This window comes from Stagnimonas aquatica, assembly GCF_003730135.1.
Classification (GTDB): Bacteria; Pseudomonadota; Gammaproteobacteria; order Nevskiales; family Nevskiaceae; genus Stagnimonas; species Stagnimonas aquatica.
In genome coordinates this window covers 399,117-412,361 of the sequence record NZ_RJVO01000001.1, presented here as the reverse complement: position 1 = coordinate 412,361, position 13,245 = coordinate 399,117, and the positions used below count along the sequence as shown (strand labels likewise).

Sequence of the window (13,245 nt, the reverse complement as noted above, 5' to 3'; positions counted from 1 at the left end):
CCCGGCAGTGCCGGGAGTCTGCCAATTCGCGATTGCGCCGGACTGGGTGACAGCGCAGACCGGCGGCAGGTTCGTGAGGGTGCAGCTGGTGCGTGCGGCACCCTGCGGACCTCGGAGTGGGTGCGGATGCTGCACTGGTGCCGGCCCAGGTTCCGACTGGCGTCGACGACCGCCGACGGGCCACCAGAACAGCCATTGGAAGAGACGGTGCCCCGGCTCCGCCCGAGGCCAGGCCTCCCGGCGGGCTAGCACGACAGCTAGGGGCTGCTCGTAATTTCTCCGAACTCCAATCTCCTCCGAACTTCCTCCGTTCTTCGCCAACCGCGATTCCCATACTCGCCCCGGCCCCCCATACAGCGGTGGTCGTGCCGGCAAGCCAGACGATGGCGGAACGGCAAAACGCATCCGGTGAGTCGTGGTGGTGAGGGCTGGCGCCCTCCTTCTCCCCGACGCACGCGGGGGCAGCCCGGTCCGCCGGGTGTCGGTGTGGCGCGTATGGAGGAGTGCAGTGAATGTCCGGTGAGTACGACAACATGAAGACCAGGGCTGGCTTCCCTTGTGGGCGGCTTGGCCTGGTCACGCTGAGCCTGATCCTGGCGCTGGGGCTGAAGCTGCCGGCGCATGCCAACGACCTCGGCGGCCAGCAGGCCTACCGGCTGGCCGATCCCAATGCCCGCTCGGTCAAGCTCAGCACCCTGGATCTGCGCGAACGCAAGAAGGCGGGCGGCTACGTCTTCAACACGGTCAACAACATCGCGCGGCAGATCAACTGCAATCTCAATGTCAGTGCTACCGGCAACGCGGCTTCGCCCACCCATGCCGGTGCCGGGATCGCGCCGGTGGGCATGCAGGGCTCGGGGCTCAATGCCAACACCACCGGCAACAGCTCGGTGGCCGACAACAGCGCCTCCGGCGTCAACAGCAACGTCAGCGGCACCGCCGGCCAGTCGGGCAGCTATCCGACGCTGAACAGCGGCAACACGGTGGGTACTTCCATCGCGCTCGACGGCAACAGCCAGCTCAACAACGGCAGCCCCGCCGCCAATGGCACCAACGTCAACCAGGTAGGCCAGTCGAATACCGGCAGCACGCTGAGCTCCAACATCAACAACAGCCCCACCACCGTCTCGCTCGGCAGCATCAGCGCCGACGGCGCTCAGATTCTCAACACCGTCGACACCACCCAGTCGATCTCCGACACCCAGGTCGAGGCCAACGCCAACGATTCCCGGGCCTGCGACTTCGTGGAAACGAACCAGTCCCTGGGTGGTACCCCGTGATGGCCCGCCAGCCCCTTTGGACCCTGCTCGCCGCCGTTCTGCTGGGCGGCTGCGCGGGTGCCGGTGGCGGCATCCAGCGCGCGCCGGACCAGGCGCCGCAGGTGGTCGGCCCCAGCGTCACCCGCAACACCACGCCGCTGGAACCGGCGTTCGCCTGCATGGGCGCCGCGCTACGCAACCGCCTGCCCAACAAGCCCAAGATCGGCGTCGGCCAGGTGCGCGACTACACCGGCAAGTTCGCCGAGGCCGACGGCGGCTCCGCCATCACCCAGGGTGGCTCGCTGATGACCATGTCCGCCCTCGGCAAGCTGCGCGGCGCGGTGCGGGTGTTCGAGCGCTTCGACACCACCGTGCCGGAATGGGAGCTGGGCCAACTCGGCAAGCGTTACCTGGGTGACGAGAAGATCCACGCCGTCAACACCAACGGCGAAGTGCAGCAGGTGCCCTGGAAGCCCTACACCGGCGGCACCGTGGTGGAGACCGACTACTTCATCGTCGGCGGCATCACCGAGCTGAACTACACCATCACCAGCGGCGGCGTGCGTGCCGAGATCAACCAGATGGGTCCGTCGGCGCGCAGCTTCGTCGCCAACGTCGCCGTCGATCTACGCCTGATCGACACCAAGAGCCTGGAGATGCTGGAGACCGTCTCGCTGCAGAAGCAGGTGGTCGGACGCGAGGTTGGCCTGTCGGTGTTCGAGTTCTTCAGCGATGTGCTGGTCGATGTCGAGGTCGGCGGCAAGCACCTGGAGCCGCTGCAGCTGGCGGTGCGCACCACCCTGGAACAGGCGGTGCTGGAACTGCTCAGCCCGATGGCCGGCGTCGACCCGAGCAATTGCATCGAGTACCGCCCCGACAATCTGCGTCTGCCCACGGGCGCCTCGCTGAAACTCGATACCGGCGTGCCTGCTCCGAAACTCGGCGACAACGCGACCGGACACAGCGCCGCCGCCGCGCCTGGTGTGGCGCCAGCGTCGGCGAGTCCGGTGGACGCACCCGCCGCCGCTCCGGCAACGCCCTTGCCGCCCGCGCCGCTATTGCCGCAGACCGGCCGCCCGGATCTCGGACCCGGCGAGGGTCAGTTCGGGCCGCGCGGGATCGGCCCCGATGCCTCGCGCCGGCCGCGCGACGGTGGCGCGCCATGAGCGCGCGCCCGCTGAAGCCGGCGCCGACCGGCGACCCCGCTTCGGCCGTGCGGCCACACCAAGCCGAAGGAGGCTGGTCTTGACCAGCGACCTCCACCCCGCTGGCCCGCCGCACCGCTTTCCGAACACCGCAGCAACCCACTTCCGCCGCACTGCACACCCAACCACATCCGAATCACCAAGGGGACTGTCCGCATGAACACCAAGCTTCCGTTTGCTCTCTCCGCGCTGGGCCTGATCAGCCTCGCCATCCACCAGCCCGCCGCCGCCCAGGACGCGGGTCCTTCGCTCAACATCGAGATCACCGCCGCTGGCGGCGGCATCCTGCCCCCGCAGAACGCGGTGACTGTCGATGGCACTCCGCTGAAAGTGCTCGATGGCGACAGTCCCGAGACGAAGTATCTGGTGTTCAAGGACGAGCCGGCCTACATCAGCTTCAAGTTCCAGATCGAGATTCCCGGCATTGGTACCCAGACCGGTGGCTTTTCCGTGGAGGCCCTGGACCGCGCCGATGCGGAAGCGAAGTTCGCAACGAAATATGCCGAGTTGCTGACCGCCATCAATAACAAGACGCCCGGAACCACGGTCACCGGCCTGCTGGAAACCCGAGTTCCCGACGGACAGCTTTCGGTGACGACCGACAAGTACTTCGCCGTGGGTGAACAGAGCGTCGCCGGGCCCTCGCGCCTGAACGCCAGCGCCAGCGGCCTCGCCAACTCCGTGATCCTCACCAGCTTCGCCGACCCGAGCCAGATCCAGTCGCGGGTCCAGAGCGCGCAGGTGGGTGCGGATGTTGAGAATGCCGCCGATGCCGCGCTGGCCACCTCCGGGAATACCGTGGCCGCCAACGCCACGGTGATCAGCCAGCTCGCCGCGCAGTCCATCGCCACCGGGGAGAGCAGCCTGGCGGTCGCGTCGCTTGCCACCACCACCGACCAGACCACCAGCACGGCCACCGTGGAGCAGTCGGAAATCGGCGTTCGCATCAGCAACGACGGCACGCTGTCCGGCGCCACCAGCGTGACGGTGGATAGCAACGCGCTGACCGCCGCCGCGCGCGGCAATGACAGCACCAGCCGCCTGGTCGCCAGCGGTGCCAACTCGGGGGTGGGCGGCAACGATGCCGCCGGCGCCGCCCAGGGCAACACCTATCCGGCGCCCGGCGCGCTGACCATCCTCGGCGATCTGCAGGCCACTGGCGTGCAGCGTCTCGACCAGCAGTCCAACGTCAGCGCCAGCATCACCAGCTCGACGCTGGGCCTGACCGACGCCGCCGGCGCCGGTACCGTGGACAGCATCAGCGGTGGCATTTCGGTGAGCGGCGGCAGCGCCACCGCCGTGGCCGACGGCAACCGCCTGGCCCTGGAACTGACCGACGCCCTCAGCGGCAGCGACGTCGACAGCACCGCCTACGGCCTGCAGACCGTCAACGACACCGGCATCACCGCTGCGGCCAGCGCCACGGTCGGCGTGGATGTCACCACGGTCACCGGCAGCGCGCTGGTGGTCAGCGACAACCGGACGCAGTCCTCGGCCACCGGCAACCGCGCCACCGCCAGCGTCAGCGCGCGCCCCGATGGCGCCAGCGACAGTCTGGTTGCGGATGTCGAGCAGTTCGTGCGTGCCGAAACGCGGGACGTGAACATCGAGTCCACCGCCGCCGACAATCGGATCGGCCTGAGCGGTGTGACCACGGCCACCGGCGTCAGCAGCAACGTCGCCGACAACCTGCTGACCGCCATTGCCACCGGCAACGACCAGAGCACCGCTGCCGATCTCGGCGCCGGCGTGCAGGCCGGCGCCGCCGCCATCGGCGGCAACCAGACTCTCGGCGTGGTGGCCGGCGATCTCACCCTGAGCGCCACTGTCAGCAACTCGCGCATCGGCACGGTCGCCACCACTGATGCGCTGTCGCAGACCACGGTGTCCGGCAACACCGCCATCGGCCAGGTGCTGGGCAACAACGGCCAGCAGCAGGTCGCCGCCTTCGCCGGCTCGCGCGAAGCCGCCCTGAATGTCAGCCAGGACCAGCAGGCCATCGGTTCGGCGACCCAGCTGCTGACCTTCGCTGCGGACGTCAACGGACTGGGCATCGGCGCCAGCGCCACCACGCTGGCGGCGCCGCAGTTGACCGTCTCCGGCAACCGTGCCGCCGGCCTGATCACCGTCAACCGCAACAGCCAGAGCCTCGGTGCGCAGAGCGGTGGCAGCAATGCCAGCGGCAGCACCGCCGTGACCGCGACGCAGACGGCCGACAGCATCAGCGCCGGAGCGCGGCTCACCGACCTGCGTCTGGGCGTGATCGACGCCGGCACCACCCTGAGCGCCGACCCGGCGCGGGCCGCCGCCGAGATCACCGTCTCCGGCAACACCGTGGACGCGCAGACCGAACTCAACCGCTCGGTGCAGACCCTGGATAGCGCCAGCGGCAATTTCGAGGGCACGGTCGTGCTCGGCGCCACCCAGAACGCCAACACCGCCGCTGGCGGGGTGTCGGATGTGGTGGCGGGCCTGACCCGTGCCGGCGTCGGCCTGTACGGCGCCACCGAGGCGATCGACATCGTCGACGGCCGCCTCAACCTCACCGTCAGCGACAACAGCCTGGCTTCGCAGGCGCAGGCCAACCAGGCCCAGGCGCAGTTTGGCGCGGTGAGCGGGGTGGTCAACCTGGCCAGCCCGACCGACCGTCTGGGCGTCAGCCTCACCCAGACCGCCGACAACGTCGATACCCGTGCGCAGAACCTGGACACCGGCCTCGGCCTGGTCGAGTCCAACCCGACGGCGGCGCTGTTCGGCAGCAACACCGACAACGTCTCGCTCAACGTCAACGGCAACACGCTGCAGGCGCTGTCGCGGCGCAACAACGCCGGCGTCGTGCTCGGCGCGGTGTCGGGTCAGCTGAGCCAGGGCACGGTCGGTAGCGAGGTCAGCCAGACCAGCGGTGCCGGCGCCTCGCTGGCGCAGAACAGCGGCGTCTACGTCGGCGTCACGGCGGCACCGACCGCCGCCGATCTCGGCCTGGGCAATGCCCGGGCCAGCACCGGCCTGGCGGTGACCGGCAACAGCCTGCGTGCCGATGCGGCGGACAACCTCTCCACCATCGTCGGTGGCGGCGTCAACGGCACCATCGGCGGCAGCGCCCGCATCGGCGCCACCGTGAGCCAGTCCAGCACCGGCGCCACGGTCGATGCCAACAACAACCTGGTCAGCCTGGGCGCCAACCTGCTCAACGGCGGCACGGTCGGCAACGGCACCGGCAGCACCAGCATCAGCGTCGCCGACAACAGCCTGGTGGCCGTCGCCGCCGCCAACAACAGCACCGCCAGCCTGGGCGGGGTCTCGGGCAGCATCGCGGCTGGCGGCACTGCCGGCATTGATACCACCCAGACGCTGGACAGCCTGGTGACCGCCACCAGCGCCGACATCAACGCCGGCATCACCGACGCCAACATCGGCAATGTCGCTGGCGCTGGCGCCACCAGCCTGAGCGTCTCGGCCAACGGCATCACCACGGTCGCCAGCGGCAACGACAGCCGGGTGGTGGATCTCGGCGAGTCCGCCGCCAACATCGAGGGCACGCTCGGCGCCACCACCACGCAGACGCTCAACAGCAGCGCCTCGCTGGCGGCCAGCAACGGCGGCCTGCGCATCGGCGCGGTCGGCATCGGCGAGCTGGGTACCGAAGGCGTCGCGGCGCTGAGCGTCGACAGCAACGTCGCCACCACCAGCGCCACCGGCAACAACAGCGAAGTCACCGGCGCGGTCTCGGGCACCCTGACCGGCCAGGTGGCGCTCAGCGCCACCCAGGTCATCAATGGCTCCACCGGTGGGATCAGCGCGGTGAGCGGCACCACCGACAACACCATCGGCGTGCAGGCGGCGACGCTCGGGGCCAACACCAGCGCCAGCGTCGCCGGCAACACGGTGCGTTCGGCGGTAGCCGGCAACCGCGTGCTCAACAACCTGGACGGCGCGGCCTTCTCCAGCGCCACCGGTGCCATCGCGCTGTCGGCCACGCAGAGCCTCACCGGCAATGCCGCCGCCACCAGTGGCGATCTGTACTCGGCGGTGAGCAACACCACGGTGGGCGTCATCGGTGGCGACGGCAGCGTGCTGCCGGCGGCCTCGGTGAGCGGCAACCGCTTGCAGGCGACCACGGTGGCCAACGACTCCAGCCGTCTGCTCAACAACCTGAGCGGCAACTTCAACGCCGCGACCACGGCGGTGACCGCCAGCGATAGCCAGACCACCGACAGCGCGGTGCTGGTGGCGCAGGTGGCCGACAGCAGCATCGGCAGCCGCCTGTTCTCGGATAGCGCGGTGCCCACCGCGCTCGCGGTCAACGGCAACAGCGTGGTGGCCCAGGCGATCGCCAACAGCAGCAATCAGCAGATCCAGCTCAACGGCGTCAGCACCACCGGCGGTCCGCTCACCAGCCTCAACGCCGCGCAGAGTCTGTTGAACACCACGGTGACGGCGACCATCAGCAGCGTGACGGTCGGCTTCAGCACCGCCGGCCTGAGCACCCCGGGCAGCTACACCGGCGGGGCGGTCACCAGCGGCAACAGCCTCAACGCCAGCGCCATCGGCAACCAGAGCAGCCTGGTCCGCAGCGGCCGCTAAGGCCGAGCCATGCAGCAGACCCCGCCCCCGTCGTCCGTTACCGATGGCGCGGGCGGGGTGTTTCTGATCCACAGAAGTCCAAGACCATGAACCCACTTCGCAGACACCCGCCGGCCGCTCGCGCCGGCGGCCTGGCGCGGCTCGCGGCCAGCCTCTAATGGCACCGACCGCAACAAATGCAACCTGATTTACGCCAGTTGCGAGAGCAACTGAGGGCCGCAGCAGGGATTTTCTGCATGCGCCGAAACGGGCACCTGGGACGCGGACGGCTGCCGCCGCGTCCTTTTTCTGCCAGTGGCAGCACCACTCTAAAACGGGGATGACCATGACAACCAAGGGAAGCGGTGGCAGGGAACACCATTGCGGGCCCGGCGGGCAAATTCCGGCCGAGGTCAAGTTGCTGCGCCGCGGCCACAGCCTGCTGTCGCACGAGAAGCGGTACCGGCTCGTCTTCCAACACGACGGTGAGGTCGTCATCTACTGCCTGACCGGCAACCGCCCGGTGTATTCGTCGAAAAGCCAGTGGCTGGACGCGCACGAGCTGGTGCTGGACACGGTTGGGACCGTGCTGCTCAAAGGCGCCGGCAAAAGCATCGCGCTCTGGAGCGGGCCTCCGTCTGTTGGCGGCCTGCCGCACTTCACCGACAACGGACTCATCGAGTTCGGGGAGAGCGGCGGAAACACCGGATACGTGGCGCCCCGGGTCCCCCAGCCGAAAAGCCTGCTGTGCAACGGGGAAACCCTGACCACCAGCCGGCATCCCATGCTGGTCTCCTCGAACGGCATCTATCAGCTCGAGTGCTTGAAGGGACGTCCGCAGGTCCTCCAATGGCCGTTCAGTCGCGACGCTCTGGTACTCAGACGTACCGACGGGGCTTCGTTCCATCCCTGGGAGTTCTGGAGCAGCGGAAACGGCATTTCCAAGCTGAAGCTGGATTTCGGCGCGGTGTGTCCGATTACCGACGACGGCGCCATCATCTCCGGGCTGTATCAACACCGTCGTTGCGACTACCTGGAACTGCTGGATTCTGGCGCGCTGGTGGTGCGTTCGTTGAAAGGGGACATCTCGTGGGCCTCTGAGCGCTTCTGCCTGATATCCGAGAATCCGATGTTCCTGCCTCCGGGAGCGCCCAGCAATCTCGGGCATCGTCCGGACGTCCTGCACAAGAAGCAGCGGATCATCTCGCAGAACGGCGATTACCAGTTCCGGCTGAATGAGGACGGCAACGCGGCGCTGACCCGCATCTCGGACGGCTTCGTTCTGTTCGAAACCCGGACCCGCATTTCCGATGAGGCCGAACTCTGCGTCACGGCCGACGGGCGCATCCTCTTGGAGTCGATAGCAGGCGCCTCGCGCACGCGGGTGCTGAGCATCACCACGCCGCACAATACTTCCGGTGTGCTGTCACTCACCAACGACGGCAATCTGGTCTACCAAGCCAAGGTCTACGGCCAGCCCAGCGGAGCCGTGCTGTGGCAGGCGTTGAAATCTGAGCTCAAGGGCGGGGAGCAACTGCGCAAGGGGGAAAAGCTGGTTTCTCCCAACCGCCGCTACAGCCTGGTTTTCAACGAAGACGGCAACGCTCAGCTGCTGGTGAATGCAGACCGCAGCGTCCTGTTCGAGACCGCCACCCGGGTCGACGGCGACGGCAAGCTGGTCCTTCAGGCACACGACGGCAATCTGGTGGTCTGCAAGGCCAACGGCGACGCCGCCTGGGGAGCCGACGCCCACAAAAGGGGCTTCACCTCGATTCAACTGACTGACCAGGGGCAGCTGCGCTTCCTGCGCGGCGACCAGCCCGACTCCGACTTCAAGTTTCCGCTTTCGAGCCTGCGCTCCGACCGGACCCTGAAGAAAACCAGGACGCTGATTTCCCCCAACGGACGCTATTCGCTCCAGACCAGTGGCGGCAACCGGGTCGTGCTGCTGGACTTGCTGACGCAGGAAATCCGATACGACTCCGCAGACATGAGCGGCGACGAGGCCGTGCTGACCGTCAGCGAGGATCGCCTGGTTTTCCGCGAGCAGGGCCGGGAAAAATCCCATCACGCAGTCGAGGTGACCGACGCCGGCAGCCTCGTGGTCCGGTTCACCGAGGCGTCCGGCGAGGCGTGGCGCCCGCCCTCCGCGACCTGGTCCGGCGACCGTCCGCTGGTTGCCGGGGATCGACTGCTGTCCCCCGGCCGCCGCTTCGAGTTGATCGTCCGTGACGACGGTTTTGATGTGGTCCGTCGTGCCGACCGCCACGTCGTGTACACCGCCGGCGCCGGCTCCGCCAAGGACGGCCACAAGGGTTCGCTCGTGGTCGTCGACAACGAGTTGCTGTTCAAGCACGGCGAAGAGATCCGGTGGCGTACGAATACTCGCAGCGCCTGGTCGCATCTGGAAGTCAGCGATTCGGGCGTTCTCAAGCTGGTTGACCGAGGCAACGTCATCTGGTCTTCGCGGCGGATCGCCTGCATCGCCTGGGGCTCGCTGGTTTGGGACCCGCGCACGCTGCCGATGATCGGCCAGTGGTATGTCGACGGGCCGATGCTGAAGGTGGAATACAAGCGTCGCTCCAGGGACGGGCGTATCACGCTGGTGCTCTCGGAGGACGCCTCGCTCGTGCAGTCCCTGTGGGTACAGATGGCGTCCGAGACGCTGCCGGCCGCAGTCCGCGATCTGGCGACCCGCGAAGGTATTCCGACCGGAAAAATGGAGGAACTGATCGGGAGCTGGAGCAAGGGCGATCTTTCGCCCAAGGAGATCCCGCACCTGGCGATGTGGGCGCATAGGCAGGGCCTCGATCACGTGGTGTGGACCAACCTGCCGGAAAAGCTACCCAACGGTCACAGCCAGGGGCAGCCGACGCCAACGCAGGCGAAGAAGCCAAAAAGCGATAGCGAACTGGATCAGGAGAAGAGCCAGGTTCTCGCCTATCTCAAGGAGCTGGTTGCGGCGGACGCCCTGCACCACAAGTCCCACGCGAGGGATGGCAAACGCTTCCTGGCCGAGCAGTACATCCGACGGACTCCCGAACAGATCGCCACGGGTTTCCGCAAGGACATCGAAGAGAAGCTGGGCTGGACTTTTGATCCGCATTTCTAAGCGCGTCAGGGCCCGATCATCAACATGAAGGAGAGCACCATGAAAAACCCATCCATGCCGAGCTGGCCCATCGCCGGCTGCCTTGCCTGGCTGTCCATCGCCCTGGCCGCGCCGGTCCAGGCTGCCACCATCACCGTCAACGGCAGCAGCTGCACCTTGCCGGACGCCATCACCGCCGCCAACAACGACGCTGCCACCGGCGGCTGCGCAGCCGGCAGCGGCACCGACACCCTCGTGCTGACCACCAACGGCAGCTACACGCTCACCGGTCAGCTGCCCAACATCACCAGCACGATCACGATCGAGGGCAATGGCAGCACCATCACCGGCAATAACGGCAATTTCCGCATGCTGGCGTTCGGCAACAACGGCAACCTGACGCTGGACAAGGTCACGGTGACCGGCTTCAAGCCTTCGACCCGTGGCGGCGCCATCACGGTGGCGACCACCGCCAATGTCCTCACCGTCACCAACAGCCGGTTCTCCGGTAACGCCGTCACAGGCGCGGCCCACGGCGGCGCCATCAGCGTCAACGGCACCAACGCCACGGTCAGCATCAGCAACAGCAGCCTGTCGGGCAATGCGGCGGGCGGCGGCGGCGGAGGCATCAACGTCGAAGGCAGCACCGCCACAGTCAGCATCAGCAACAGCACGATATCGGGCAATACGGCCGGCCAACATGGCGGTGGCCTCCGGGTCCTCCTCGGCAGCGTGACCCTTTCGAACTCGACCGTTTCCGGCAACGTCTCAAGCTATGACGGTGGCGGCCTCTACGTCGATGTAGGCACGGCCACCGTCAACAACAGCACGTTCGTGGGCAACACCGCAGCTCCGACACTGGGTGGTGTCGGTGGCGGCATTTATCTCGAGAGTGGAGCGGTGACGCTGCGCAATTCGATCGTGGCCGGCAACACCGCCATCGATTGCAGCGAAATCTGCGGAATCTCGGCGCCGCCGACCGGCAATGCCAACAACCTGTTCGGCCATGCCGGCGAAACGGATTTTCAGGCGTTTAACAACTACTTTGTGCCAGGCGCCAGCGATCTGCGGGCCACGTCCGATGGCCTGAACAAGACGCTCGCCAGCATCCTCAACGCCACCTTGGCCGACAACGGCGGCCCCACGCAGACGCATGCCCTGGTGAGTACCAGCCCGGCGATCAACGCCAGCGGCGCCAATGCCACCACCACCGACCAGCGCGGTTACAAGCCCAATACGATTCTGGGGGTAATCGGCCTCCGCGACATCGGCGCGTATGAGTTCAATGGCGTCGACCCGAATGTGCCCACGGTGACGGCGATCAGTCCCAATACCGGCCCGGTCAATGGCGGCACGGTCGTCACCATCACCGGCACCAAGTTCGTGGTCGGCAGCAGCACGGTGAAGTTCGGCGCGAATGTGGCGACCAACGTCATCGTCGATAGCGCTACGCAGATCAAGGCCACTTCGCCTGCTGGCACCAACACGGTGGACGTGACCGTGACCACTAACAGCACCAGCGCCACCAGCGCAGCTGACCAGTTCACCTACACCGCCGCCAACGTCAACGGCGCCTGCGGCAGCGCCAGCGGCGTGAGCAGCAGCACTGCGCCGGCGAGCAACCTCTGCGCCACTGGCACCGCCACCGCCGTGAGCGGCAGCAGCACGGCCTGGACCTGGGGCTGCGACGGCAGCGGTGGCGGCACCAGGACGGCCGCCACCGCCTGCTCGGCCGGCTATCCCAAGCCGACGCTGACGCTCAGCGCCACCGCCAGCAGCATCAAGGTGGGTGCCAGCACCAACGTCACCGCCCAGAGCGACAACGGCACTGCGCCGGTGCTGAGCACCAGCACCCCCAGCGTCTGCGGCCTCGGCGCCACGCAGGGCACCAGCATCGTCACCGCTCCGGTCAGCGGCAATGCCGCTGGTACCTGCACCGTCGCTGCCAACCAGCCGGCGGTTCCCACCGGCACCAGCCGCTACCTCGCGGCCGACGAGAAGACGGTGAACATCGCCGTCAGCAAGAAAGACCAGACCATTGGCACGCCCAGCGTCAGCAACAGCACGATCTTCGTCGGCGCCACCAGCACCGTCAGCGCGACGGCCAGCAGCGGTCTGACGGTGAGCTACAGCACCAGCCCGAGCACGGTTTGCACCAACAGCGGCGGCACCGTCACTGGCGTCGGCGCCGGTAACTGCACCGTCACGATCAGCCAGGCCGGCGACGACGCCTACAACGCCGCGTCTTCACAGACCGCCAGCATCACCGTCAACGCGGTACCGGTGAACGGCGCCTGCGGCAGCGCTGCCGGCAGCAGCAGCGCCACCGTGCCCAGCGCCAACCTCTGCAGCAGCGGCAGCGCCAACCCGGTCTCCGGCAGCAACGGCGCCTGGCGCTGGACCTGCATGGGCCAGAACGGCGGCACCGCCAGCAACGAGTGCAGCGCACCGTATGCCAGCCAGACCCTCAGCCTCAGCGCCACGCCGAGCAGCATCGAAGCCGGCAAGACCGCCAGCATCCTGGCCAGCAGCAACAGCGGCCTGAGCGTCAGCCTGTCGGCCAGTGGCACGCCGGCCAATGCCTGCACCCTGAGCGGCACCACGGTCAATGGCGTCAACGAAGGCCGCTGCACCGTCACTGCCAACCAGGCCGGCACGGGTGACAGCGGCACGCAGCGCTACCTCGCCGCGACCTCGACCAGCACCACCGTAACGATCACCAAGCCGTCCTCGGCCTGCGAGGCCTACCGCAGCCGTGCCGGTGCCAACGTGATCGACCTGCGCAGCTCGCCGGGCGGCCAGACGGTGCGCGGCGACGCCAGCAAGTTCAACGTGATCTTCGGTAGTGCCTTCGCCGACACCATTACCGGTGGCAATGCCGGCAACTGCATCGACGGCGGCGCCGGCAATGACCGGCTCACGGCGGGCACCGGCGAGAACTACCTGTACGGCGGCGACGGCAACGACACCCTCACTCCGGGCAGCGGCAGCACTGCAATGGATGGCGGCGCCGGCACCGACAAGTGCGGGCTGGCCAGCAGCCGCGCCACGGCGACGTATGCGAGCTGCGAGAGCAACTGAAGCACGGCCCCGGCTGCGTCATCGCCTACCGATGATCGAGGCCGGG

At 67.6% G+C, this 13,245-nt stretch carries 5 protein-coding genes; all 5 read left to right on the top strand.

Translation table 11 applies throughout. The annotated features are described in order from the left end of the window. Positions 1-512 precede the first annotated feature (512 nt). The 5 genes from ED208_RS01820 (at position 513) to ED208_RS17215 (ending at position 13,199) form a co-directional block, all read left to right on the top strand. Complete coding sequence (locus ED208_RS01820) at positions 513-1,280, top strand: hypothetical protein (protein WP_123210142.1); 768 nt, start codon at positions 513-515, stop codon at positions 1,278-1,280. Beyond that, positions 1,280-2,425 (top strand): CsgG/HfaB family protein, encoded by a 1,146-nt coding sequence (locus tag ED208_RS01815; protein WP_123210141.1) that lies wholly within the window; start codon positions 1,280-1,282, stop codon positions 2,423-2,425. Before ED208_RS01820 ends, ED208_RS01815 begins: the two co-directional genes overlap by 1 nt. 195 nt (positions 2,426-2,620) lie before the next feature. Continuing rightward, complete coding sequence (locus tag ED208_RS01810; RefSeq protein ID WP_123210140.1) at positions 2,621-7,048, top strand: beta strand repeat-containing protein; 4,428 nt, start codon at positions 2,621-2,623, stop codon at positions 7,046-7,048. Between the two features lie 319 nt (positions 7,049-7,367). Beyond that, positions 7,368-10,139 carry a hypothetical protein gene (locus ED208_RS01805; RefSeq protein WP_148044654.1) on the top strand — a complete coding sequence of 924 codons (2,772 nt, stop codon included), beginning with the start codon at positions 7,368-7,370 and terminating at the stop codon, positions 10,137-10,139. Positions 10,140-10,178: 39 nt separating this feature from the next. Beyond that, entirely contained in the window at positions 10,179-13,199 is a 3,021-nt protein-coding gene (locus ED208_RS17215; RefSeq protein ID WP_158608391.1) for a beta strand repeat-containing protein, read from the top strand. Positions 13,200-13,245 lie beyond the last annotated feature (46 nt).